The sequence below is a fragment of the Bradyrhizobium sp. CCGE-LA001 genome (assembly GCF_000296215.2).
Taxonomy (GTDB): Bacteria; Pseudomonadota; Alphaproteobacteria; order Rhizobiales; family Xanthobacteraceae; genus Bradyrhizobium.
Genome location: NZ_CP013949.1, coordinates 1,632,928 through 1,658,669, shown reverse-complemented (window position 1 = coordinate 1,658,669; position 25,742 = coordinate 1,632,928). Strand labels below are relative to the sequence as shown.

General features: G+C 65.9%; 17 protein-coding genes. 9 read left to right on the top strand and 8 right to left on the bottom strand.

All coding sequences use genetic code 11. The annotated features are described in order from the left end of the window. Positions 1 to 129: 129 nt before the first annotated feature. Complete coding sequence (locus BCCGELA001_RS07935) at positions 130 to 1,566, bottom strand: lipopolysaccharide biosynthesis protein (RefSeq protein WP_060735009.1); 1,437 nt, start codon at positions 1,564 to 1,566, stop codon at positions 130 to 132. 257 nt (positions 1,567 to 1,823) lie between these two features. Here BCCGELA001_RS07935 and BCCGELA001_RS07930 point away from each other — a divergent pair, with 257 nt between their 5' ends. Beyond that, positions 1,824 to 2,912 (top strand): glycosyltransferase, encoded by a 1,089-nt coding sequence (locus BCCGELA001_RS07930; protein ID WP_060735008.1) that lies wholly within the window; start codon positions 1,824 to 1,826, stop codon positions 2,910 to 2,912. Next, complete coding sequence (locus BCCGELA001_RS07925; RefSeq protein ID WP_060735007.1) at positions 2,909 to 3,976, top strand: endo-1,4-beta-xylanase; 1,068 nt, start codon at positions 2,909 to 2,911, stop codon at positions 3,974 to 3,976. The genes BCCGELA001_RS07930 and BCCGELA001_RS07925 overlap by 4 nt, the downstream gene beginning before the upstream one ends. 59 nt (positions 3,977 to 4,035) lie before the next feature. Here the strand turns inward: BCCGELA001_RS07925 and BCCGELA001_RS07920 are convergent, their stop codons facing one another. The 3 genes from BCCGELA001_RS07920 to BCCGELA001_RS07910 all read right to left on the bottom strand — a co-directional run bounded on the left by BCCGELA001_RS07920 (position 4,036) and on the right by BCCGELA001_RS07910 (position 9,341). Continuing rightward, positions 4,036 to 4,986, bottom strand: coding sequence for a DUF6492 family protein (locus BCCGELA001_RS07920; RefSeq protein WP_060735006.1), 951 nt, complete (start codon positions 4,984 to 4,986; stop codon positions 4,036 to 4,038). 94 nt (positions 4,987 to 5,080) lie between these two features. Further along, positions 5,081 to 5,875 (bottom strand): protein-L-isoaspartate O-methyltransferase family protein, encoded by a 795-nt coding sequence (locus tag BCCGELA001_RS07915; RefSeq protein ID WP_008561829.1) that lies wholly within the window; start codon positions 5,873 to 5,875, stop codon positions 5,081 to 5,083. Between the two features lies 1 nt (position 5,876). After that, a complete protein-coding gene (locus tag BCCGELA001_RS07910) occupies positions 5,877 to 9,341 on the bottom strand; it encodes an ATP-binding protein (protein ID WP_008561831.1) in 3,465 nt (1,154 codons plus the stop codon). Between the two features lie 136 nt (positions 9,342 to 9,477). On the opposite strand from BCCGELA001_RS07910, the gene BCCGELA001_RS07905 reads away from it, so the two are divergent. The 4 genes from BCCGELA001_RS07905 to BCCGELA001_RS07895 all read left to right on the top strand — a co-directional run bounded on the left by BCCGELA001_RS07905 (position 9,478) and on the right by BCCGELA001_RS07895 (position 18,197). Further along, a complete protein-coding gene (locus BCCGELA001_RS07905; protein WP_060735005.1) occupies positions 9,478 to 15,942 on the top strand; it encodes a non-ribosomal peptide synthetase in 6,465 nt (2,154 codons plus the stop codon). A 144-nt stretch (positions 15,943 to 16,086) separates the two neighbouring features. Beyond that, complete coding sequence (locus BCCGELA001_RS38280; protein WP_008561869.1) at positions 16,087 to 16,257, top strand: hypothetical protein; 171 nt, start codon at positions 16,087 to 16,089, stop codon at positions 16,255 to 16,257. Positions 16,258 to 16,488: 231 nt separating this feature from the next. Then, positions 16,489 to 17,220 carry a 4'-phosphopantetheinyl transferase family protein gene (locus BCCGELA001_RS07900; protein ID WP_008561871.1) on the top strand — a complete coding sequence of 244 codons (732 nt, stop codon included), beginning with the start codon at positions 16,489 to 16,491 and terminating at the stop codon, positions 17,218 to 17,220. Next, positions 17,217 to 18,197 (top strand): LLM class flavin-dependent oxidoreductase, encoded by a 981-nt coding sequence (locus tag BCCGELA001_RS07895; RefSeq protein WP_060735004.1) that lies wholly within the window; start codon positions 17,217 to 17,219, stop codon positions 18,195 to 18,197. Before BCCGELA001_RS07900 ends, BCCGELA001_RS07895 begins: the two co-directional genes overlap by 4 nt. A gap of 164 nt (positions 18,198 to 18,361) precedes the next feature. Here BCCGELA001_RS07895 and BCCGELA001_RS07890 read toward each other — a convergent pair whose 3' ends face one another. From BCCGELA001_RS07890 to BCCGELA001_RS07880, 3 genes are all read right to left on the bottom strand, one after another. Further along, positions 18,362 to 19,387 (bottom strand): histone deacetylase family protein, encoded by a 1,026-nt coding sequence (locus BCCGELA001_RS07890; RefSeq protein ID WP_008561886.1) that lies wholly within the window; start codon positions 19,385 to 19,387, stop codon positions 18,362 to 18,364. A gap of 124 nt (positions 19,388 to 19,511) precedes the next feature. Continuing rightward, a complete protein-coding gene (locus BCCGELA001_RS07885; RefSeq protein ID WP_060735003.1) occupies positions 19,512 to 20,450 on the bottom strand; it encodes an SMP-30/gluconolactonase/LRE family protein in 939 nt (312 codons plus the stop codon). Then, positions 20,407 to 22,482, bottom strand: coding sequence for a PQQ-dependent sugar dehydrogenase (locus BCCGELA001_RS07880; RefSeq protein WP_060735002.1), 2,076 nt, complete (start codon positions 22,480 to 22,482; stop codon positions 20,407 to 20,409). Before BCCGELA001_RS07880 ends, BCCGELA001_RS07885 begins: the two co-directional genes overlap by 44 nt. A gap of 206 nt (positions 22,483 to 22,688) precedes the next feature. On the opposite strand from BCCGELA001_RS07880, the gene BCCGELA001_RS07875 reads away from it, so the two are divergent. Together BCCGELA001_RS07875 and BCCGELA001_RS07870 are read left to right on the top strand one after the other, a co-directional pair. Next, complete coding sequence (locus BCCGELA001_RS07875; RefSeq protein ID WP_008561893.1) at positions 22,689 to 22,922, top strand: DUF6894 family protein; 234 nt, start codon at positions 22,689 to 22,691, stop codon at positions 22,920 to 22,922. 9 nt (positions 22,923 to 22,931) lie between these two features. After that, positions 22,932 to 23,114, top strand: coding sequence for a hypothetical protein (locus BCCGELA001_RS07870; RefSeq protein ID WP_008561895.1), 183 nt, complete (start codon positions 22,932 to 22,934; stop codon positions 23,112 to 23,114). Between the two features lie 126 nt (positions 23,115 to 23,240). Here the strand turns inward: BCCGELA001_RS07870 and BCCGELA001_RS07865 are convergent, their stop codons facing one another. Beyond that, positions 23,241 to 24,014 (bottom strand): enoyl-CoA hydratase-related protein, encoded by a 774-nt coding sequence (locus tag BCCGELA001_RS07865; RefSeq protein WP_060735001.1) that lies wholly within the window; start codon positions 24,012 to 24,014, stop codon positions 23,241 to 23,243. A gap of 119 nt (positions 24,015 to 24,133) precedes the next feature. On the opposite strand from BCCGELA001_RS07865, the gene BCCGELA001_RS07860 reads away from it, so the two are divergent. After that, positions 24,134 to 25,723, top strand: a complete 1,590-nt coding sequence (locus BCCGELA001_RS07860) for a gamma-glutamyltransferase family protein (RefSeq protein WP_060737549.1) — start codon at positions 24,134 to 24,136, stop codon at positions 25,721 to 25,723. Positions 25,724 to 25,742 lie beyond the last annotated feature (19 nt).

The following is a 25,742-nucleotide window of genomic DNA, read 5'->3' as shown; positions in this document are numbered from 1 at the left end:
AAATCCTGTCATATACGACCGTTCGCACACGCGGAAGGCGGCCTCGGGCTGAAGCTACCCCGATGCCGCTCCCAAGCGCTGCGGCAGAATGTCCGGTTAACCGCCCGCAGGTGCGCCTGGGCCCGCTAACTAGACCCCAAGTGCCTTGCGATTGAGCGTGCGCAGGAAACGCAGCGACAAGGTCCGCACGTTCGCGACGTTCAACAGCCAGGCCGCAGCGGCATAAGCGAGGCCGCCGGCGAGGCTGACGATGACAAGCGACACCGGACCGGTGCCGCCGGCTTGCGATCGCGCGATCAGAATCGCGGCCGCCATCGCCGCGGCAGAGACAGCGACACCGGCGAGGCGATGGAGGTCGAATGGCACCGGATGGGCACGGTGCATCAGGACGACCGCAACCAGGAAGCCAATCGCCTCGGTCGCGAAGGTCGCCAGCGCCGCACCGTAGAGGCCATAGCCCGCGACCAGAGCGACCATCAGGACGATGCTGACGACGAGTGTGAGGAAGGATTGCGCGGCCAGCATGAAGGGCTTTTCGGCGAGCTGGAAACTGATCTGGACATAGAACTGATTGGCAATGCCGAAGAAGCGTGCGAGCACCAAGATCGGCAGCAGCGCGGACACCCCGGCGCGGAAATCGACGCCGACCAGCGTGCCGGCGACCTGGTCCGCGGCCAGCGCGAGCCAGACCGCGACGGGAGCAACGACGACGAGCAGCAGTTCGAGGCTTTCGGTCAGCCGCTCCCGCGTCACCGCAACGTCCTTCTCGGACAGGGCGCGGAACACCAGCGGCACCGTGGCCGCGGCGACGCTGGACGCGATCATGACCATGAACTGGCGCGGCAGATCGGCGGCAACGCCGAAGATGCCGGCCGCATCCTTGCCGAGCAGATAGGCGACGATGAGCCGGTCGCAGGTCGAATAGAGCGCGACGGACAATCCGGCCAGCGTCAAGGGAAGGCCGTAGCGCGCGAGCTGCATGAACTGGTCGCGCTGGAAGCGCGCGATCCTGGTGCGGTCACCGACCAAATTCAGGATGATGCCAGCGAGCGAACCGAGGCCAAATGCTGCGAGCAGGCCGATGCCGCCCCAGCCGAACCAGACGGCGGCGAGACCGAAGCCGACGCTCGCCACGCTGCGCACGATGGAGATGGCCGCGAACCGATAGGGCCGCAATTTGGCGCGCTCGAACTCCTGGCCGACATCGACCGCATTGGCCATGATCGCGACGAACATGCTGGCGAGCAGCAGCTCCACGCTGACGTCGCTGCGGAACAGGAACACCAGCGGCGTCATCGCGCAGAGAATTGCGGCGGTCAGGACGAAGGCGACGATCGCCGTGCCGCGAAAATCGACCTCGGCCGACATCGCCTGATAGCGCGACACCGACAGCTTGATCCAGGCGAAGAAGATCGCGCCCAGGATGCCCGCAAGGCTGATGCCGACGACATAGACGCCGTACTCCGCCGGCGACAGCAGCCGTGTGTAGGCCGTGACCGCGAAGAAGCCCACCGCCGCAGGCAGGATGTAGGCGACCAGATAGATCGAGAAATGGCGGTTCAGCATGCGAGCACGGGACCGTTGGCGGCGATCAGGATTAACGAAGCGTTAAGAGAATTGGGCGTGGCAATCGGACTGCGCCGCTGGCATCGGCGAGGATAGCCGCATAAGCCTGCAAATCGGATTGCGAATGGAGCGACCGCGCGGTTATCGCGCGTTAGCGTTAAATTTGCCCTGTCCTTGTAGGGTCGGCCGGGATCACAGAAAAGAAGCAATGCTAGCGAAGCCTCGCCCTGCTCCTCCGATGCACTGATGTGACTGACATGGACGTTGCCGAACGAACCCGGGCGAAATCGGCCTCCCTGCCCCACCGCGACGCCGATGCTCCCGTGCGCCCGACGGATCCCGGCGCGAAAGGCCGCGGCAGGATGGTCCTCAATCTCTTTTTCGAAGAGCGGGACGACCGCTGGTTTCCCGGCGACCGGCACCTCCGGCCGCTGTTGCGTCGCCTGCTGATGGGCAAATCCTTCGTCAGCGGACAGCGGCGCGTCCTGCTCAATCTGTGCGCAGGCCTCGATCGGCTCGGCATCCGCTATCGCCTCAACGACTATCGCTACATCCGGAAGCACCCGGAGGAACTGGCCTGCATCCTCGGCCGGCCGTTCGTGCTCGATTGGTTCAAGTGGCAGAACCCGCTGCTGCTCGGCGTCGCCATGTACGATCACCCGATCGATGCGCCGGAGAGCCTGAAGGATCTCGACGTGCGGCGCGTGCTGGTGCCGTGCGCCTGGTATGCCGACATGTTCCGTCCGCATTGGCCCCATGTCGGCGCCTGGCCCGTCGGCATCGAGACCGATCTGTGGACGCCGGCGCCGTCCGCGCAGAAGAGCGTCGACGTGCTGCTCTACGACAAGGTGCGCTGGGATTACGACCGGTACGAGCCGGAGCTGATCGAGCCGATCCGAAAGTCTCTCGAAGCCAGCGGCCGCACCGTCGAAGTGATCCGCTACGGCCACTACAAGGAAGACGATTATAAGGCCGCGCTGGCGCGTTGCCGCAGCATGGTCTTCCTCTGCGAGCACGAGAGCCAGGGCATCGCCTGCCAGCAGGCGCTGTCGAGCGGCGTGCCCGTCTTCGCCTGGGATCGCGGCGGGCCGTGGCAGGATCCGAAATATTTCCCGGACAAGGTGAGATACGAAGGTGGCGTGTCCTCGGTGCCCTATTTCGACGCGCGCTGCGGCATGATCTTCACCGACGCGAACGACTTCACTGCGAGCTGGGGCCGCTTCTGGTCGCAGGTCAGCACGAGAGGCTTCGCGCCGCGTGATTATGTCCTGGACAATCTGACGCTCGAGAAGGGCGCGCTTCACTACTACGAAATCGCGGAAGCCGCGATCCAGCGTCACGCGTGACCAGGCTCGACCGACGCCAGTTCCTGCTCGGCAGCGCCGCAACGCTCGCGGCGGGTGCATCGACGTCGGCCGCGCCGGCCTCGAAGTTCGCCCAGCGTCGCCCGGGCTATGGCGCAGCCGCGACGCTGTGGGACCTGCAAGCCGACCCGCGGCTCGGGGAGGCCATCAGCACCTATTGCACGCAGGTGGTGCCGGTGCTCGAACTGAAATGGCCGATGCTGCGGCCGGACGCGCACACTTTCGCGTTCGAGCGTGCCGATGCCATCCTGGATTTTGCGCGGGCGAACGATCTCACCATGCGCGGCCACGCGCTCGCGTGGTATCACGACATTCCCGACTGGACCAAGCAGATCAAGGACACCAAAGGCGTCGAGCGCGCCTATCGCGACCACATCGGCACCGTCGCCTCCTATTACAAGGACAAGCTGACGTCGTGGGACGTCGTCAACGAGCCGATCCCCGACAATCCGAGGAAGGTCACCGATCGGCGAGACACGTTCTGGACCCAGCATCTCGGCAATGGCTGGATTCCGCTGGCCTTCCGCACCGCCGCCGCAGCCGATCCTTTCGTCAAGCTCGCAATCAACGAATATGACATCGAGTCCGCGAAGGACTCCTTCATCGCCAAGCGCGCCGCCTTCCGTAACCTCATCATGGACCTGCTCGACCAGGGCGTTCCGCTCCACGCCGTGGGCCTGCAATCGCATCTGCATGCCGAGCTCGAGATCGACACGCACGGACTTGCCGAATTCGTCACCGAGCTCAGGTCCTGGGGGCTCGAGGTGCTCGTCACCGAGCTCGACGTCGACGATCAGAAGCTGGCGGGAAGCCCGGCGGAGCGCGACGCCATCGTCGCCAAGCGCGTCGACGACCTGCTGACCGCGATGTCGACCAGCGGACCGGTGCGCTCGATCCTGACCTGGGGCATCTCGGACCGCTACAGCTGGATCAACGGCACGTTTGCCCGCAAGGACAAGCAGCCGAACCGTCCCTTGCCGCTCGACGGCGAATTCAAGCCGAAGCCGTTCATGGACGTCATCAGCAAGTTCACGAAGGACGTGTAGGGACGATTGTTTGAGCGTGATCCTTTTGGAAAACCGCTGCACACTTTCCGGATCACGCTCTAACGCGTCTTCGGCGTCTCGAATGCGGGCGCATCGCCCATGTGGTCGGGCGAGAGGCTTGGGCTACGCCGGTCGCGCGAGGAGAGCCGGAACACATCGCGGATGTCGTCGACCGAGGTCGACGAATAGGACTGGATGCAGAGCGCGACTTGTTCCGGCGAAGCGGCCGCTATGATCGCTTCAATGGCCGGGCGGTCGAGGGGCGTGTCGTCCCAGTGCGAGACCGCGATGCTGTCTTCCGTGACACGATGCGTTGCCAGATGCTCCGGCGAATTCGCGACGAAGTTGCCGTAGAGCAGATATTCGGAGAACTTCTTCTTCCGGCACAATGCCAGAGCCCAGCTCAGGCCGGTTGCCGACTTGATGGCGCCGGTCATCGCGCGCGCGGTGTCCTTGTCCCAGACCAGCGCGTTGCCGACATAATCGTCTGCCGGGAACGAGCGCTGCCCGATTCCCAGGAGCTGATCGATCGTGCGGAGCCACACGCCGTGCACCGGGTGGTCGGCGCCGATCGCCTTGGGCGTGACGAAGAGCGGCGTCTTCTCACCGCCGGCATATTGGCCGACGTCGAACTCGCGGAAGAACAGATTGTCCGAATCCAGGATGCAGACGCGCTGCTCCGGCGCGTTGAGGACACCGGCAATCTTCAACATCTGCTGGATGTGCCAGCCGTGCACGGGCGAGGACAGCAACGACAGCCAGACGCGCCGCTTGCTGATGAACTGCAGCGCCGGCGGCAGCGCGAACAGCCATTTCGGCAAATAGCGCGAGGCCGGGACGATGACGCGCTTGTCGGAGGCGAACTGTGCGAACAGCGGCACGTCCTCATCGTTAACGAGAACATAATGCCGCGTATATCCCGAGAGCCAGGTGTCGATGCTCTCGCTGAGCAGCGAAAAGCGCTCGATATCCTTGGCGTAGCTGGCAGTCAGCAGGGCAACGGAATGCATGGGCGCGCTCGAATGGCCATCAAGCCGCAGTCATAGCGGCACTGCCGCACGCTGGAAACTTGAAACCGCAATCAAGGTAAAATGAAATGAAGCATTAGCCATCCGCCGGCAGCCCCTGCTCGAGCCTGCGAAAGCGCAGTGGCGCCAGGGCGGAGGCGCGCTGCCACCAGTCGGCGACGCGGTCGTCGAGCGCGGTCACACCGCGGCCCTGGCCGGGGAATATCCGGATCTGCTGCACCGCCTCGGCCACGAACCCCGTCCCCTTGCGCGTGATCCTGAGAGCGGCGCCTTCGCGGTCCCGCTGGGTCAGCGGCACCAGGAGGCGGCCGCGCGGACGGAGCGATTGCAGCCAGTGCGGATGTGGATGCGAGAAGCCGGCGTGGACGATGATCACGTCTGCCGGTTCGCGGCTCTCCTCGCATCCGTCGCCGTGGACCACCTCGACGTTGCGATAGGCGCGAAGATAATCCGCAGCGCGCGCCGCAAGCCGCTCGTCACATTCGATTGCAGTCACCCTGCCCTTTGGGCCGACGATCTTCGACAGCACCGCCGAGAAATAGCCGAGCCCGCAGCCGATCTGGAGCACACGATCCTTCTCCCCGACATCGAGCTGGTCGATGAAATGCGCCCACAGGCTCGGCAGGCCGGTGTCGAGCTTGCGGCGCGCATCGATCGCGACCAGCACATTGTCGTAGAGATGCACGGGATCGGCGTCGGGCGTCAGCCGGTAGCTGCGCGCGGCCTCGCTCTTGATGCGCCACGGCCCCTTGGCCAGAAAATTCTCGCGAGGGATAGCGGCGAGCGCTTCGAGCAGGCGCTTCGAGCCAATCCGCTCGCGCTTTGCGATCCTCTCGACATAGCGCGCACGCGCGGCGGCGAGATCGCTCATGTCAGGGATCGACCTGCTCGCGCACGAGTGCGTCCGCGCCGAGCTCGTTGACCAGCTGCATCGCTTGCTTCAGGTCCGGCGTGGAGAACCCCTCGCCGAACCTGCCGACGATGGGTACGAGCAGCAGGCTCGCGGGCTCGCGCCTACCGGCCTCGTGCCACAGCCGCGCGAGGCTGACGGCGGTGCGAAGCTCCCAGGACAGCGCGCCCTGCTTGCGCGCGATCTCCAGCGACAGACCGAACATATCCTCGGCCTCCCCCGCCGATGCCGGATCGCCGTCCGACAGCGTGATCTCGCCCTGCAGGCGATAGACTTCGGCGAGGTAGGAGTGATCGCCGGTTCGTCTCGCGGTCGCGAGCGCGCCGTCCAGGGCGCGCAAGGCGGCATCGCGCATCCCGACCTTGGCGTAGGCCTCCGCAAGCAGGCAGCGGAACCAGCAGCCGGCGAGCCAGGAATCCATCGCCTCGTACTCGTCGAGGCCGAAGCGCATCTGGCTGAGGCCCTCGTCGGCTTCGCCGAGTTGCGCCACCGCCCAGCCGCGCAGGATCGCCGCTTGCTGCTTCCAGTGCAGGAAATTGTGCTCGGTGGCGATGATCATGGCGCGGTTGGCGTGGTCGCGCGTACCCTCGACGTCGCGCAAATGCTGGCAGAGATAAGCGCTGAACACGAGCGCGAAGGCGAGCGTGAACGGATGGCGGATCTTCTCGGCATTGGCGATCGCCTGCTCGCTGTGCTGGCGCGCCGCGTCCGGCCGGCCGAGGAACCACAGGAGATAGCCGAGATAGGACAGCGAAACGACGCCGGGATCGATGCCGTGCCGCTCCATCAGGCCTGAGTGCAGATCGGGGCTGTAGAGGTTGATGCAGCGGTGCAGATGATGCTGCGAGGCGGCAAAGCGGCCGCGATACAGCATGGTCATCGCGATCGAGCGGTGCGCCTCGATCAGATAACCGGTCTGCTGTGCCGGCTCGATGCGCTGGTTCAGCCGTTCGCGCTTGGCGAATCTCAACAGCTCGACGCTGAGATCGTGCGCGCGCGTGAGATCGGCGCGGATGAAATGACAGACCCAGAGCCCCCGCGTGGCGGCGAAGGCTTTCTCGTCGTCGTCGAGCTGCTGGCCGAGCTCGAGCGCGCGGTTGTAGTTCTCCTCGACCTCGTGCACGGCATAGCCTTTGGCCGCGATCAGCGCGTTGCCGAGCGCGATGCGCAGCTCGAGCTCCATCTCGTCGGCGCCCTGCATGCGGGTGTTGGCCTGCACGACGGTCAAGCCGCGGCGCAGGTGACCGATCGCTTCCAGATTGGCGCCGCTCTTGGCCGCCTGCTTGCCGGCCTTGAGCCAGAAACTGGCGGCGCCCTCGCTCTGGCCGGATTCAGTCAGGTGATGGGCGAGCAATTCCGGTTCGCGCTCGGTCTTCTCCGGATACATTTCGGCGAGCACCTGCGCGATCCGGGAATGCAGCTTGCGGCGCTCGCTGTGCAAGAGGCTTGCATGCGCGGCGTTCTGGATCATCACGTGCTTGAAGGAGTAGAGCGCCTCGGGCGGATGGCCGCGCCGCATGATCAGCCCCGCCTCCTCCAGACGATTGAGGGCAGCCTCGATCTGTTCGGCGGGCGTGTTGGCGACCGCATGGAGCGTCTCGTAGGAAAACTCGCGGCCGATGGTGGCGCCGATCTGCGCGATGCGCTTGAACGGCCCCATCCGGTCCAGCCGCGCCATCAGCGAGTCCGTCAGGGTCGCCGGGATCGCGAGCTGCCGCCACGGGCCCGACAGCACGTAGCGTCCGTGCCGCTCGGTCAGGAGGTTGGATTCGAGCACGGTCTTGGTGAGCTCTTCCAGGAACAGCGGCACGCCGTCGGTCTTGACGATGATCTCCTCGACGACCTCCTTGGGCAGCTCTCGCCCCGCGACGCGCTCGACCAGCGTCGTGCGCAGCTGCCGGCTCAGGCGGTTCAGCACCAGGGTGGTGATGTGGGAATGTGCATTCCAACTCGGCTGGAATTCGGACCGCGCGGTGATGATGACCAGGATCGGCCGGTTCTGCACCTGCTCGACCAGGAGGTCGATGACCTCGCGCGAGGTCGGATCGATCCAATGCAGATCTTCGAACGCGATCACCAGCGGCATCTCGCGCGCAAGACCCAGGAAGTGATTGACCAGCGCGGCGACGGTCGCGTCCTTCTGCTGCTGCGGCGAAAGGTCGAGCCGTGGATAGCGGTCGCCCGTCGGTATCGACAGCAGCGCGGCGAACAGCGGCGCCACCTGCTCGATGTCGCAATGCGCGGCGGCGATCGCGGTTTCGAGGCCCGAAAGCGACAGCGCGGAAGAATCCTCGCGGTCGAGCCCGAGCGTGAATTTGAGCTGCTCGGCGAACGGATAGAGCGCCGTGGACGTGTAGTAAGGCGAGCATTGCAGCGAGACCTGCCCATGGCGATCGCCGGAGATCCGCTCGAAGATTTCCTGGATGATGCGCGACTTGCCGATGCCGGGCTCGCCGAACTTAACGACGACCTGGCCGTCCCCGTCCTTGACCTGCTGCCAGCGTCCCATCAACAGCGCGATCTCCTCCTCGCGGTTGACGAGCGGCGTCAGGCGCGTGCCCATGGCGGCGGCGAAGCGGGTCTCCACCCGCGAGGCGCGCATCACGTGCCACGCCTGCGCCTTCTCGGAGATCCCCTTCAGATCATGGACGCCGAGATTGCGGAATTCGAACTTCCCCTTCAGCAGCGACTGGGTCGACGCGGAGATCACGACGCCATTGGGCGGCGCGAGGCCTTGCAGGCGCGCGGCAAGGTTGACCGTCTCGCCGACCGCGGAGTCGCGCTCTTCGGTGCCCTGCCCGACGAGATCGCCGACCACGACGAGACCGGTCGCGATCCCGATGCGCACGGCGGGCGAGTGGCTGAGTGCACCCCGCGGCTCGATCGCCCGCGCGCTCGACAGCACCCGCACGATCTCCAGCCCGGCCCGCACTGCGCGCTCAGCATCGTCCTCATGCGCGGTGGGATAGCCGAAATAGACCAGGATACCGTCGCCGACGAAACGGGCGGCAAAGCCCTCGTAGTGCTTGACGACGCGGACACAGGTTTCGCGAAAGCTCGCGATCATGTCACGCACGTCTTCCGGATCGAACTGCACCGAGAGCGAGGTGGAATCCACCATGTCGCAGAACATGGTCGTGAGCTGACGCCGTTCCGCGCCGACCTCCGCCCGCTTTTGCGGCGGCACCGCCGCAGGCGGCGCGTCCGCCGTTTCGTCCCTAAACAGCGCCGACATCGCCCGCTGAAGCCGCTTGCGATCGCCAAGCGGCAATCCGAGCTCGACCAGATCCGACTCGGTCAGATCCGCCATCACGTCGAGATCGAGGCGGTGCTGCGCGAAGAGATCGGTGTAGTGGCCGAGGCCGATGCCTTCGAGCCAGCGCTTCAGCCCGCCCTCCGTTCCCGTGTCCGGCTCATTCTCCAGCATGGTGATTTCTGCCCGACCATCACTCCGTCGAAGGGCCTTGGGCCCCTCAACCACAGATTTTGAGGCCCGAACTTCACCTCAGACTGGACGCGTTCCCTAAGACTTGGGAAGAATAGCTCAATCAGATCAAAAGGGAATGGCGTTGTCGGACATCGCATCCGGAGCGGGAGAAGGATCGGGAGCTTCCAACGCCGAAACCAAGTCCCTTGCGCATATCGGCCGCCTCCTCGACGTCCACGCGCAGAGGATGCCGGAGGCACCCGCCCTGCTCGCTCCGGGCCGGCCGGCCCTCAACTACGGCGCGCTGGGCCCATTGATCCGGCGCCTGATGCACACCCTGCGCGGGCTCGGCATTGGCCCCGCGGACCGCATCGCCGTTGCGCTGCCGCGCGGCGCCGACAGTGCGCTGGCATTGATCGCGGTCGCATCGAGCAGTGCGTGCGTCCCCGTCAATCCCGACCTGACCGCGGATGAGCTGCAACGCTATTTCAGTGAATTGAAGCTGACGGCGCTCGTGACCCGGGCCGACATGAACTCGGCCAGTCGCGACGTCGCCAGGACGCTCGACATCGCGGTGATCGATTTCGTGCCGGGACCGGTCAGCGATCTCGGCGGTTGCGCCTTCATCGGCCCAACGATCGGGCCGGCGAGCACGAGCGGTGCCTCGCGCGCCGACGACGATGCATTCATCCTGATGACGTCGGGCACGGCAGCGCGGCCGAAAATGGTGCCGTTGACCCATCGCAACGTGTGTCTGTCGGCGCAAAATGCCGGCCGCGTGCTGTCGCTCACACCGCATGATCGCCTGCTCAACGTGCTGCCGCTGTTTCACGCCCATGGCCTGATCTCTGGCCTCTTGACGGCGCTGGCAGCGGGCTCCAGCGTGATCTGCACCGACGGTTTTGATGCATCGTCCTTCTTCGGCTGGATGCGAGAGCTGCAACCGACCTGGTACACGGCGGTGCCGACCATTCATCGTGCGCTGCTGACGGCGGCGGAGGCTGATCCCGACCGTGCCAGGTCGTCGTCACTGCGCGTGATCCGTTCGGCCTCGGCCTCGCTGGCGCCGGCGATTCTCGAAGGACTGCAAGCAACCTTCGGTGTCCCCGTGCTCGAAACCTACGGCATGACAGAGGCAGCCTCGCAGATCGCGGCCAACCCGTTCGAGCTGCGCAAGATCGGATCGGTCGGCCGCGCCGCGGGTCCGGACATCGCAATCATGGACGAGGCGGGCCGCACGCTTGCGAGCGGCGCGCAGGGCGAGATCATGCTGCGCGGTCCCAACATGAGCCGCGGCTACTACAATGACGAGGCGGCGACCAAGGCCGCATTCCGCAAGGGCTGGTTCCGGACCGGTGATCTCGGCTATCTCGACGAGGACGGCTATCTCTTCATCGTCGGCCGCATCAAGGACGTCATCAACCGCGGTGGCCAGAAGATCTCGCCGCAGGAGGTGGAAGAGGTCCTGCTCAGCCATCCGGCGGTGCTGGAGGCCGGGGTGTTCGCGGTGCCGCATGAGAAGCTCGGCGAGAACGTTGCCGCCGTCGTGGTGCTGCGGCCGAGTTCCGAGGCGAGTTCGGACCAGCTGCGCCAGTTCGCGCGAAAGCGGCTCGCGGCCTACAAGGTGCCGAGCCTGATCCGCAGCGTTGCAGCGCTGCCCAAAGGCGCCAGCGGCAAGATCAAGCGCAATGCGCTGGCCGGGCTGATCGCGGCAACGGAGAGTGGCACTGAGGCGCAGGCGCCGCGCAATGCGCTGGAGACCCAGCTCGCCGCGATCTGGGCCGGTCTCTTGGAGCTGCCGCAGGTCGGCATCGATCAGGACGTGTTCGCGATCGGCGCGGATTCGCTCGCAGTAACGCAGATGCGCTCGCGCCTGCGCGAACGCTTCAACGTCGACTTCTCGTTCGAGGACATTTTCGATTGCGCCACGGTCGCCGCGCTTGCTGCACGGATCGCGACTGCCGCAAGCCGTCGCGAGGCGGATTTGCCGGCCTGGCGTCAAGCGGCGGCGGCCGATGCACCGCTCTCATTCCAGCAGCAGCGGATGTATGTGCTCTCCCGGCTCGATCCGACCCGCTACAACTATAACGTCGTCGAAGTTGCCGTTCTCAAAGGCCCGGTCGACGCCGCCGCGCTTTCCGCAAGCCTCACCGCGATCTGCGCGCGCCACGAAGCGCTGCGCTCGATCTTCATCGAAGGCGAGAACGAGGGCGAGCCGGCGCAGCGCGTGCTGCCATCGCCGCCGCGGTTCGAGCGGATCAAGCTAAGGCCTTGCCCGGCCGACAAGAGGGCCACAATCATCAGGCGCGAGGCGCTCAAGCTCGCACAATATCCGTTCGACCTCGCCCGCGAGCCGCCGTTGAAGGTCACGCTGCTGTCGTTCGACAGAACGAACCACGCGCTGTTGGTCAACGTCCATCACCTCGTCACCGACGGCTGGTCGCAACGGCTGTTCTGGGAGGAGCTTGCCGCCCATTATGCGGGCGCGCAGAAGCGGAGCGCCGCCGCGCTGCCCCCGCCCGCCTTCCAATATCGCGACTTTGCGCTCTGGCAGCAGAGCTGGGCGCAGACGCCGGCGGCCAGGGAGCAGCTCGATTATTGGCGGACCCAGCTCGACGGGGTCACCACGCTGCCGCTGCGAACCGACCGGCCGAGGCCGGAGGCCTGGAGCGGTCACGGCGCCCGGCATTATCTCGAATTCTCCAAGCCCCTGTCGGCCGACCTGCGCAGGCTGAGCCAGAACCAGGGGGTGACGCCCTTCATGACGCTGCTCGCGGCCTTCCAGTGCCTGCTGTTCCGCCACACCGCGCATGAGGATGTCGCCACGGGATCGCTGATCGCCAACCGCAACCAGATCGAAAGCGAGCGCCTGATCGGCCTTTTCGCCAACACGCTGATCCTGCGCAACGATTTCAGCGGCGATCCCAGCTTCGGCGAGATGTTGCGGCGGGTGCGGCAGGTCACGCTCGACGCCTATCGCAATCAGGATCTGCCGATCGAGGAGGTGCTGCGCGCGCTCCAGATCGCGCGGCGCAGCGACGGCAATCCGCTGTTCCGGATCATGTTCATCCTCCAGAACGCCTCGATCGAGACCGCCCGCTTCCCGGGCTTTTCGACGCGGCGGCTGGAAGTCGATCCCAAGGTGGCGCGCTTCGACGTCACGCTCGAACTGGTCGAGGCCGACGGCCGCTTCACCGGGTTCTTCGAATACGCCACCGATCTGTTCGACGCGGCGACGATCGAAGCCATGGCGGCCCAGTTCAAGACCCTGCTCAAGGCGGCCATTGCCGATCCGGAGCAGCGCATCTCGCGCCTGCCGCTCCTCACCGAGGCCGAGCGCCGGCAATTGCTCGCGAGAGGCCGGGGCGTGGCGGCCGATTTCACCGCGCGCGGCAATTTGAGCGAACGCTTCGATCGTCAAGCCAAGCGCACGCCGAACGCGGTTGCGGTGTCGGACGGCCGCACGTCCCTGAGCTATCGCGAGCTGGTGCGCCGCAGCCACGCCGTCGCGGATTGGCTGGCGCACGAAGGCGTCGGTGCCGAGAGCGTGGTCGCTCTGCTGGCGGAGCGCGGGCCCGACCTGCTTGCGGCGATGATCGCGGTGCAGCGCGTCGGCGCGGCCTTCCTCAATCTCGATCCCGACCAACCGCCGGCACGCCTTGCGACCATCCTCGGATCGAGCGGCGCCCGCGTGCTGCTGACCGGACGAGCCCAGGCCGCCATGGTCGAGGCGCTGCTCGAGCCGCTGGTCGAGCGCATCCATGTGGCCGAGCTCGAAGACGTGATCGCGCCAGCGGTGACCAAGCCTGTCCGCGCCGCACCGCGTGCCGCCTCCAGCCTCGCTTATCTCGTCTACACGTCCGGCTCCTCCGGCGCGCCGAAGGGTGTCATGATCGAGCAGCGCGGCCTGTCGAACCATCTGGCCTCGCTCATCGCCGAGCTCGGCCTCTCGCCCAGGGACGTGATCGCGCAGACCGCGCCGCAGAGCTTCGTCATCTCGGTCTGGCAATTCCTTGCCGGACCCATGGTCGGAGCACGCGTGCATGTCTGCGGCAACGCGACCGTGCAGGACCCGATTCGGCTGGCGCAGGAGATCGAGCGCGAAGGCGTTACGGTGCTCGAGATCGTGCCGTCGCTGCTACGGGTGGTGGTCGAATGCATGAGCGAGGCACAGGTCCGGCGCGCCTTCGCCAAATTGCGATTGCTGATCTCCACCGGAGAGCCGCTGCCCGTCGAACTCTGCAGCGCCTGGTTCGCGCGCTGCCCGAAAGTGCCGCTGATCAACGCCTATGGCGCCTCGGAATGTTCCGACGACGTCTCCCTGCATCGCCTGACCAAGGCGCCGGCAATCGCGACCGGCAACATCCCGGTCGGCGCTCCGCTGCCGAACACCCAGCTCTACGTGCTCGACGCAGACCTCCAGCCGCTGCCTGTCGGCATCACCGGCGAGCTCTGCATCGGCGGCGCCGGCGTTGGCCGCGGCTATATCAACGATCCCGCGCAGAACCGGCAGCGCTTCCTGCCCGATCCGTTCTCGCGCCGGACCGGCAGCCGGCTTTACCGGACCGGCGACCTGGCCCGCCGCCGCGCCGATGGCACGATCGAATGCCTCGGCCGCGCCGACCATCAGGTCAAGATCCGCGGCTACCGGATCGAGCTCAAGGAGATCGAGAATGCGCTTGCCGCGCATCCCGACGTGCGCGCCGGTATCGTCGAGCCGCGCCGTGAGGCGAGCGGCGATGTCAGGCTGGTCGCCCATATCGTCGCACGGCCCGGCAGCAGAAGCAGCGCCAGCGAGCTGCGCGAATTCCTGAAGAGCCGGTTGCCGGCTCACGCCATCCCGTCCGCCTTCCTGTTCCTCGATCAGGTGCCGCTCAACGCCCATGGCAAGCTGGACCGGTCGGCACTGCTGGCGCCGGCGCTCGAGGAGGCGTCCGGACCGGATACGGCCGTGCCGGCGCGGCGCTTCACTGAGAAGGTGCTTTCCGACATCTGGACCGACCTGCTCAAGGTCGAGAGCATCGGCGTCACCGACAATTTCTTCGATCTCGGCGGCCACTCGCTGCTCGCGGGCCGGACCATGGCGCGCATCGCCCGTGCGCTCGGGGTATCGCTGCCGATCAAGACCATCTTCGAGGCCCCGACCATCGAAGAGCTTGCCCGGCAGGTCGATGCGGCGGTGGCGGCAAAGCCGCGCAAGCCTGCCGCGAGCGGGCCAAAGCTGGCCGAAAGAAGCCTCGCCGATAACAGAGCTGCGCCGCTCTCGATCGCGCAGGACCAGATGCTGCGGATCGAGCAGAACCTGCCGGATCTGCCGCTGTTCAACCTGCCCTTCGCCTTCCGCCTCCAGGGACCGCTCGATCCAGCCGCCCTGGCGCAGGCGATCGACGACGTCGTGCGCCGGCACGAATCGCTGCGCACAGCGTTCGGCCGGCGCGGCGGAGAGCCCGTCAGCCGCATCTCGGCCCCCGACGCCGTTGCCCGTGTCCTGACGGTCGAGACCATCGGCGATGGTCATCCCCACCGCAACAAGCGGCGCAGAGCGCTCGAGCTCAGGAAGATCGAACTGCTGATCGAGCGAGAGACCTTCACCCCGATCGAGACCACGCGTGCGCCGCTGCTGCGCGCGCGGCTGTTGCGGCTCCATGACGACGAACACGTGCTGCTGCTGACGTTGCATCACGCCGTGGTCGACGGCTGGTCGATCGGCGTGTTGTTCGAGGAATGGTCCAATCGCTATGCGGCGCTGGCCGGATATCCATCGGTGCCGCTCCTGAGGCCGCCTCCGGCTTTCTCGGACGTTGCGCGCTGGCAGCGCTGGTGGTGCGGCACCGACGCGGCCCGTCGTCAGGCCGCCGACTGGACCGAGAATTTGCGCGGCGCAAGCCGGCTCTTCGACGGCGAATCAAGCCCGACCGCATCCACGGGGCGTCACCCGGTCAACCTCGAGCCCGATTTGATCGACCGGCTCACGGCCTTCGCCGCGCAGCACAATGCCACCCTGTTCATGTGCCTCCTCACCGGCCTGAAGGCGCTGCTGCTGACGCGAACGGGCCGCACCGACATCGCGGTCGCCACCGCCATGGCCAATCGTGCCCAGCCGGACACCGACCGGATCGTCGGGCCGTTCGAGAACACGGTCATCATCCGCACCAAGCTCACGCCGGAGGTCTCGTTCGCGCAGGCCTTGGCGCGGGTGCGCCAGAGCGTGCTGGACGCGCATGCGCGGCAGGAGCTGCCGTTCAACATCCTGGCCGACCATCTGGAGCGGGAGGGGATCGATCCGGCCGCGCTGCTCCAGGTCTATTTCACCCTACAAAATCCGCTGCGCCAGCCACTCGATCTGCCCGATCTCGTGATCGAGTCGATCGGCAATATCGCGCGCGAAGGCCAGCCCGTGCTGCCGATCGACCAGACCTGGCTGTCGCTGATGCTCAAGGAGCGCCCGACCGGAATCACCGGTTCATGCAATTACAAGCGCGACTTGCTCGACGGCCATATGGTCGGCGCATGGATGGAGGATCTCGTCGCGCTTCTGGCGGCCGCTGTCGCCGAGCCCAACATGCCGCTCGGCCGATTGCTCGCTCGCAGGGCGGCATGACCGACAGGCCGTGCAGGACGGGGCTAATACGGAGTTGCTCGCCGAAGCTGTGAATGAGCGAGTTGCATCTTGATTATTTGGCGCTAGCGCGCAAGATTGTTCTCGCGTTTTGATTTTGGACGATCATTTGAACCGGGGAGTGTTATGGGTTTCATCAAATTTGCCAAGGGCACCACGTTGAGCGACAAGGATCGCAAGGCCCTTCAGAAGCTGCTCACCGCCGAGAAGAAGAAGCTCCAGTCCGCGCTGAAGGACGTCGACGCCAGCCTTTCGTTGCTGGGCGGGTCGAAGAAAGCAAAGAAGAAGAAGAAGTAAGCGTCGTCGGCGGGGACGCCGTACGATCTTCAGAGTTTGGGCTTTCGAAGTTGGGCCGCTTGTGCGTCGCGTTGGGGTCTCGCACAAGCTTGCGCCTGTAAACCGGCCTGCAAATCGACAAGAAATTGCCCGGGTGTACCGCTAGGAGCGGTCCGCCCAGGTTGCTTCTTGCTCCGTTGATTCTTCCGTCGGGACAGGGTTTGGCCTCGCCCGACGCCAAAGGCCTATTTGATGGCAGACGACAGAATTGAACTATTCGTTGGACTGATCGAAACCATCGACGCGCCAGGCGCGGTCGATGCGTGCCGGCGCCTGCTTTCGGTCGACGAACGAGCCAAGGCCGACCGTTTCATGTTCGAGCGGCATCGACGGCAGTATATCTTCGCGCATGCCATGCTGCGCATGGCGCTGTCGCAGGTCGCCTCCAACGTTGCCCCCTCCGACTGGTCCTTTGGTGCCGGCCGTTACGGGCGGCCGTTTGTCGCAGCGCCCAAGACGTCGGCCGCACTGCATTTCAGCCTGTCGCATGCCGACGGCTGCGTCGCCTGTGTCGTGTCGCGGCATGAGGCCGTCGGCGTCGACGTCGAAACCGTGTCCCGGCGCGTCGCGCCGCTGTCCACGGCGCTTCGCTTCTTCGCCCCGGAAGAGGTCGAAGTCTTGCGCGGACTGCCCGAACCGGCCGCGATCGAGCGCTTCTTCGACTATTGGACGCTCAAGGAGGCCTATCTGAAGGCCAGGGGCTTCGGGCTCAACCTGCCGCTCGATGCCTTCGCCATGCAGGTGTCGCACGAGGCGATCGAGATCAGCTTCAAGCCCGACATCGTCGACGACCCCCATGGATGGCGCTTCTCGCTGTGCTCGCCATCGCCCTCGCACCGCCTCGCGATCGCCGACGGCTCCCGTGCGGCCGGCGGCCTTCCCATCAGCCGCAACGCCTGGCCGCTCCGGGAAGCGGCTGAATGACGGCTCCGCGGCTGCGCGTCTTTCCGGCGATTTCACGCAACCGCGATCCCAAGGCATATGTCGGCGAGTTGATGCGGGTGGCCCGCTTCGCCGACCAGAACGGCTTCGAAGGCATTCTGCTGTTCGAAGGCAACGACGTGTTCGTCGAGCCCTGGGCGATGGCCCAGCACATCATCGCGGAGACGGCGCGATCTTCGCCGCTGATTGCGGTCAATCCGGTCTATATGCATCCGTTCACGGCGGCGAAGTTCGTCTCGTCCTTCGCGCAGCTCTACGGCCGCAAGGTCTATCTCAACATGATCACGGGCACCGCGGTTAGCGACTTGCAGGGGCTGGGTGATGACGCCGCGCATGCCGACCGCTACGTCCGGCTCGGCGAATTCGTCACGCTGATGCGCGAGTTGCTCGCAAGCCCGCGGCCGGTGAACTTCCGGGGGCGCTTCTATCACGCCAGACATCTGCAATTGCGACCGCGCCTGCCGCCGGAGCTGATGCCGGAATTCCTGATCGCGGGCCGGTCGGACGCGGCGCAGCGCGTGGCACGGGACACCGGCTGCATCAAGATGCAGATGCTGCCGCCCGACCTCGATCGCGGCCTCGCGGCGCCCGGCATGAATTTCGGGATCTTTGCCCGCGAGGGGCGCGACGAAGCGCGGCAGGCCGCGAAGATGCGCTTCCGCGACAATCCTGATGATCGCGAGTTGCTCGTGCTCACAATGGAGAACACCGATTCGGTCTGGAAGCGGCACCTCTATGCCGGCCAGAACGCCGAGCTTGCGGACAATGGCTACTGGCTCCTGCCGTTCCTGACCTTCCAGGCCGACTGCCCCTACCTCGTCGGCAGCTATGCCGACATCGGGGCGAAGCTGAGAGATTTTGCGGCGAAGGGCCTGACCACTGTTATGCTCGACATGGTCGCCGACGAGCCCGAGATGAAGCACGTGCGCAAGGCACTGGCGGCGAGCGGGATGTTCTGACTGTTCCCCGTCATTGCGAGCCAACGGGCCCGCGCGTAGCGCGGCCCGATGACAGGCTCCGCGAAGCAATCCCGAGTCTTTCCCCCGGCATCAGTCTGGATTGCTTCGTCGCAAGGGCTCCTTGCAATGACGAGGTGGATGCAGCACGGTCAGGACAACGAAAATCACCGCGCCTCTCCGAACCCTGCCAGCACCGAGGTCAGGTTTGCGCCCAGGATATCCGAGAGATAGCCGCCCTCCTGCACGAACACGGTCGGCAGGCCCATCTTCGCGATGGCCTGGCCGATGCGGCGGAAGCCGGGCGTGGTGACGGCCAATCCCTTCAGCGGATCGTGCTCGGAGGCGTCCAAGCCGAGCGCGATGACGAGCGCGCCCGGCGCGAACGACTCGATCGCCCTGCGCGCGACGTCCAGCGCCTGCATGTAGCCGTCATCGCCGGTGCCGATGGCAAGCGGAATGTTGAGATTGGCGCCGAGGCCGGCCCCCTCGCCACGCTCATGGGAATAGCCCCACACATAGGGATAATACGCGACCGGATCGGCGTGGATCGAGATCGTGTAGACGTCCGGCCGCTCATAGAAAATCCCCTGCGTGCCGTTGCCGTGATGGACGTCGACGTCGAGGATGACGACGCGCTCGTGCTTCTGCCGCAGATGCGCTGCCGCGATCGCGCTGTTGTTGAGGAAACAGAAGCCGCCGGCCATGTCGCGATAGGCGTGATGGCCGGGTGGACGACAGAGCGCGTAGGTCGCATCCTCGCCGTCCATCACCATCTGCGCCGCGGTGACTGCGACGTCCGTCGCGGCACAGGCGGCGGCCCAGGTGCCGGGCCCGATCGGCGCCGCGGTGTCGGCGGTGTGCCAGCCGAGCTTGCCGACGATGTGGGTGGGATAGGTCGCAGCGTGACGCACCGGGTGGATGTTGCCGATCATCTCCGGGCCGGAATCGCCGAGCGCGGTCCAAGCCTCCCAGGCCTCGCTCAGGAACGACAGATATTCCGGGCTGTGAATCCGCGCGCGGGGACCCTGCCCGAACGTCGTCGGCTCGACCAGCTGATGCTTGCCGTCCTTCAACCCCTTGAGCAGGCGGTCGGCGCGCTCGGGCTGCTCGGTGGTGCGCTTGACGACACCGCGAACGAGAAAGAATTGCGGATCATGGCTGCGGTGCAGCTCGGTATGGACGGCTTTCACTCCAACACTCCGTGGTCGCATCCTTGTTGACGTGCCACGGATGTCTTGGTCCCCGCGGCGGCCAGATGCAAGCAAGAAGAATGCCGCACCTGTCGCGCGGCTCTGCGCCTAAAGCAGATCGTGTTTAGCAGCGGCCGCGCTGGAGGCAGTGCTCGCGGCCGGGCTGGTCGGTGCGGAAGGACTCAATAAAGCCGCCCTGGCGCTGCGTGACGAACACGGTCTTGCCGTCGCTGCCGCCGAAGGCGAGATTGGTCGGCTCCTTGGCCTTCAGCCCGATCTCGCGCTCGACCACGCCGTTGGGCTTCATCAGTGCGATCGCACCCTTGAGAATGCGCGCGACATAGAGCCGGCCGGTGACGTCGGTGCGCAGACCGTCGACGGTATCAGGCTGGAACGATTTGACGAGCTTGGCGTCCACGAGCTCGTTGCCGCGGATGCCATAGGACCAGATCTGGCCGCTGCTGGATTCGCCGACATAGAGCGTCTTGCCGTCCGGGCTGAGATCGATCCCGTTGGTGGTGCCCATCGCGCGCGGGGAAGACATCACCTGCCCTTGCACCTTGCCGTCGGTGCCCTTCGCAATGCGCCAGATGAAGCCTTCCCGGCCTTTCCAATTGGGATCGCTCGCATAGATCGTTCCATCGCGTGCGATCGTGATGTCGTTGGGCTGGTTCATCTCGTCGGAATGAAACCACACCGCCGGCACGGCCGTGCCCTTCGGGATCGCGAAGATGTTGTGCTTCTTGTAGTCGGCAATGAACATGGTGCCGTTGCGGTCGAAGCGGATGGCATTGCCGACGCTGCCTTCGGGCAGCACCGTGAACGGCTCCGACGCCGTGCCGCCGGCCGGCAGCCGGCCGATGGTGCCCGGCTTGCCGAAATTGACCACGAACAGGTTGCCGTCGAGATCGGCGGCGGGCCCTTCGATGCCGAAAGTATATTCGCCCGCTTGCGTCACCTGCACGCTTTCGAACAGCTTGGTCGCGGCAGCGGCCGGCACCGTCGCGACGAGCAGGATGCTACTGCACAGGCACCAGAAATTCCTGCCGGATGTAATAGCCATCGTCGTCGGTGCACTCGCCGTTCAGGTAAGGATCGGCCGGCCGGAAGAATCGGCTGAAGCCGGGTTTGTCTACAGCGCTCCTTTGTGTCACGACCACGACCTTGGCGGCCGGTATTTCGCCGCATTCCCTGTTGGTCCGGCCAAAGAACTTGCGCTGGGGCGGGCCGGGCTTGATCCGCATGCGCGTGCCCGGGACCATTTTCGCAACGAGCAGGTCCGCGGTGTCGAGCAGCCGCGTGTAGCCCGGCTCGGTCTTCGACAGATTCTCGCCGCCCGGCGGCATCAGCTTCTCGGCGCCGAGACCGCGCAGCCGCGTGCGCAGCTTGCCGGCGTCAGGATCCCCGGGATAGATCCAGCCGTCCTGCGACAGCATGAAACGAAGCACCGCGCCGTCCTTCTCCGCCTCGGATTGGCCCGGCTTGAGGCCGAAATCGGAGTGGCAGCCGGCGCAATGCTTCTCGACGAGGCCCTTGCGCAGCGTGGTGAGGCGGGCGCTGTTCTGTGCATCTCTCGCGACGAAGGCCGCGAGCCGATCGATCATCGCCGAGCTGCGCGTATCGCAGGGGAGCGGCGCCGGCGCATCGCCCGCGACGCGATCGATCCGGATCACGGTCTTGTTCTTGTCCTCGACCAGCCAGATCGCGCCGTCTTCCGCCACCGTCATGCCGACCGGCGCGCCCTGCGGCCGCGCGCCGTTGACGCGGTGCCAGCCCGAGATCAGCTCCTCGAACGGCGCGGCGGCGACTTCGCCGGCGTCGGTCTGAAAGCTGCGGGTCGGGTCTGCGGCGCAGCTGACATGGTAATGCACCGGCGCCGGCACAGGCTTGGGGAAGCCGCGCTCGTCGACGTCATAGATCAGGACGCGGCTGCCCGTCGGGCGATAGCCGTGCAGTCCGACCAGCAGCTTGCCGTCCAGCTCCGGAGATTTCGTGCCGTGATAATAGAGCATGGCGAGCGGCGCGCCGTGCGGCGGCATCAGAGAAAGCGGCCGCTTATACACCGCGTTGGCGGTGCACAGCGATTTGTACGGCCCCGATTGCAGCACGCTCCTGAATTCCGGGCTCGGCGTCGACACATCGTAGCAATAAGGCCAGCCATAATGCCTGCCCTGCTCGATCGCGTTGATCTCCTCGTTCGGCTTGAAAATGTCGGGCAAGTCGCGGCTATTCTCGGCTTGCAGGAAGGCGTAGCCGGCATCGGGAAAGTTCGGATGCAACACCAGGGCCATCGAGTTGCGCAGGCCGCGCGCATAGACGCTGTGCGGCGGATCGGGATCGCCAGGCTTCAGCGCCGGGAAGACGCCGCCCGCAGGCGGCGTGTACAGCCAGATCGATGCCATTGCGGAGGCGCCTTCGGCGGCCGCGCAAGGCTTGGTCATCGCTGCAGCCCTGACGCAATCATCATCATGTGAGCCGATATTGACGAACAGTCGCCCGTTCCTGTCAAAGGCGAACGGCTTGAGCGGATGCGCGCTCTCTTCGATTCTCGTACCGTCGGGCAGAGCGATCCGACGGCCCGGCATGTGACGGATGATGGTCTCGACCGTGCCGCGCGGATTGTCGGCGAGCGGGTCGAAGCGGAAGATCGTCTCGGCGGTCGAGGCATAGAGCCTCCGGTCGGGAGCGATCGCCAGGCCGAACGGGTATTCGATCCCGGTCAATAGCTCCTTGAGGCGCTGGCCCTGGGGCGCGTGCGGATCGAGCAGCAGCAGCCGTCCATCGGTGCGGCTCCAGCCACCCATGTCGGCCACCACGAACAGGTCGCGGCCGGGCAGTTGGACGATCGCGCGCGGGAATTTGAGGCGGTCCTCCTCACTGGCAACGAGGCCGGCGCAGAATCCCGCCTTCATGTCGATCTGGAGTCTCGGAAAGGCGCGATCGCCGCTGCCGCAGGTCTCCATGCCGATCGCATAACCGCTCTTCTTCACCGCTTCGGACGACGCTCCCGGTACGACGCCGAGCAGCGCCCCGGCAACGACAGCCGCAAGCAAGCAGAAGCGTCTGCGTTCACGCCGGAATGTAAGGTAGTTCACGGCAGCTTCCCCGGATTCCCGGTAAACTTGTTCCATGCCGCCGGAGCGCCGTCCAGTTGATGCTCACCCGCCTGTGATCAAACCTGAAACGGCGTTGGCACCGACCAATCTCCGTAAATTCCCTTACCGGGTTCGGCCCGAATGTTTCGCGAATGCCCCGGGTGGTATCAGTTTGCCATCCCCGCCGCTCCCTACAGGAGGCGTACATGGTCCAGGTCTACTTCCACTGCTCCAATACCGAGGGCACGCTGATCGATCGCTACGGCACCGCGGTCTCCAACCTCACCGAGGCCCGCGACCGCGCCGCCCAGATCATGCGCTCCATGATCCTGACCCCGAGCAGTGAGGATTGGCGCGACTGGGTGATCCATGTCAGCGGTTCCGACGGCGAGGATCTTTTCGATCTCCCCTTCACAGCCATGCTCGGCAAGCCGCATTGAGGTGATGCCATGCTGCTCGCGTCCCTGACCCTGCTCCGCCAGCCCCTCAGCTTCGTCGCCGGCAAATGGCAGACCCTGATGAGGGTCGCAGGCAATCCGTACCGGCCAGAGCTTCACTATATGCGCGGACCCGGCCCGAAATGGCGTGCCAAGTACCAGGCCAGCCGGCTCGACCGCTCGCTCAGAAACTAATTTCGGCGCAGTCTCACATATCGCTATCTTTCGTCATGGCCGGGCTTGTCCCGGCCATCCACGTTCTGGGATGCAAAGACGTGGATGCCCGGGTCAGGCCCGGGCATGACGACGGAGGCGTTTCCCTCACTTGCCCGTGAACCTCGCCTTGCGCTTCTCGACGAAGGCATTGCGGCCCTCGATGGCGTCGTTGCTCTTGCGGATGGTGGCCTGGAGCTCGATCTCGCGGCGGAACTGGGCCTCGTAGGTGGCGTGCTCGCTCTCCTCGACCAGCGCGCGGGTTGCGACTAAAGCGCGCGTCGGGCCGTCGGCGAGGCGACGCGCGAGGGCGAGCGCCTCCTCCATCAGCCTGGCATCGTCGACAACCTGCCGCACCAGGCCGATCTCATGGGCGTGCTCGGCGGTCAGCGGCTCGTTCAGCAGCATCAGTTCGAGCGCGCGCTGGCGGCCGATCAGGCGCGGCAGCAGCCAGGTCGAGCCGAGATCGGGCACCAGCGCGATGCGGCTGAACACCTGGATGAAGCTCGCCGACCGCGCCGCGACAATGATGTCGCCGGCCATGGCGAGGCTGAAGCCGCCGCCGGCCGCCACGCCGTTGACGGCGACGACCACGGGCACACGACACTCGCGCAACGCCTTGAAGGCCGGCCAGTAGAACCGCATCACGCCCGCCGCGATGTCCTCGCCGAGCGCTTCGGATGCCTTCAAATTCTGTCCTGAGCAAAATCCGCGCCCGGCGCCGGTGAGGATCAGCGCACGGATGTCTTCGTCCCGCGTCATCTCGGCGACGGCGGTGGCCAATGCGCCGAGCAGGTCCGGCGTCATCGCATTCAGGCTCGCCGGCTCGTCGAGCGTCAGGATCCCGACTGCGCCATCCCGCGCCTGTTTCACACCAGCCATGTCGCGCCTCCCTTGCGATGTTCTCGTTGGCGGCAATGTGCCATTGTCCGCCGGCTTCGCCAATCGCGGAGCCTCGAATTCAACGCAGCGAAGCCATCGACGAGCATCAAGACGACATCATGCCTCACCAGTTCAGCCTCAACCAAACCGTCCGCAAACCCGCCGTCACATCCAAGGGCGGCATCGTCGCCTCGCAATCGCGGCGGGCCGCTGAAGTCGGGGCGGAGGTGCTGGCCGCGGGCGGCGACTGCGTGGACGCGATCGTGGCGACCACCATGGCGCTGAACGTGCTGGAGCCCTGGAATAGCGGCATCGGCGGCGGCGGCGCGATGGTGCTCTACCGCGCCAAGGAAAATAGCTATGAGGTGATCGACTACGGCATGTGCGCGCCGCAGAGCCTGCGCGCCGCCGACTATCCGCTCAGCGGCGAAGGCGCCGCCTCCGATCTCTTCCCCTGGCCGCGGGTGAAGGACGATCGCAACGTCCATGGCCCCGGCTCGATCGCGGTGCCCGGCGTCGTCGCCGGAATGGAAGAGGCGCATCGCCGCTATGCCAAGATGCCGTGGAAGGATCTGGTTGCGCCGGGAGCGAAGCTCGCCGGCGAAGGCCTGCTGGTCGATTGGTGGACCACGGTGACGATCTCGGGCTCGGCCGCCGATCTCAGGCGCTATCCCGCAAGCGCGGCCGCCTATTTGAAGGATGGCCTGCCGCCGAGCGCGCCATGGGGCATCAAGGCCGAGACGCGGCTGCCGCAGGATGGCCTGAAGGCGACGCTGTCGCATCTCGCCGAGGCCGGTCCGCGCGATTTCTACCAGGGCGATCTCGGCAGGAGCATTGCTTCCGACATCAAGGCCGACGGCGGCTCGCTGTCGGTGGAGGACCTCGCGGCATTCCGCGCCCATCCGCGCGCGCCGCTGGCGATCCCCTATCGCGGCGGCAAGGTGTTCGCGACGCCCGAGCTCACGGCGGGACCGACCATGGCGCATGCGCTGCGCCTGTTGCAGCAGAGCCTGACGCCGGCGGGCACACCGGATGCCGGCGCCTATGTCGAATATGCGCTCGCCCTGCAGGCCGCCTTCCGCGAGCGGCTCAAGGACATGGGCGATGCCGACGGCAAGCGCTCGCTCGGCGCCGAATATCTGGCGCCCGCCTGCACCACGCATTTCTCGGTGGTCGATCGTCACGGCAACATGGCCGCGGTGACGCAGACGCTGCTGTCGTCCTTCGGCTCGAGATATGTGACGCCGCACACCGGCATCACCATGAACAACGGCATCATGTGGTTCGACCCGACGCCTGGCACTACCAACTCGCTCGCGCCAGGCAAGCGCTGCCTTTGCAATTACACGCCCGTCATCGCCGAAACGAAGGACGGCAAGCGCCTCGCCGTCGGCGCATCCGGCGGACGCCGCATCCTGCCCTCCGTGATGCAGCTCGTCTCCTTTGCGATGGATTTCGGCATGGATCTCGATGCCGCCATCCATCAGCCGCGCATCGACGCCAGCGAGGGCGCAGTCGTGATCGGCGATGCACGCCTGCCGGAGAACGTGCGCAAAACGCTGGCGGCGCGCTTCGACTACGAAGAAAGCCGCGTGCAGGCATTGCCGCAGAAATTCGCCTGCCCGAGCGTGGTGATGCGCGAGGGCGATACGAATTTCGGCGCGGTCGAGATCTTCCAGCCCTGGGCCGACGCGGTCGCGGAAGGCTGAGCGGACGCATCGATGCGAG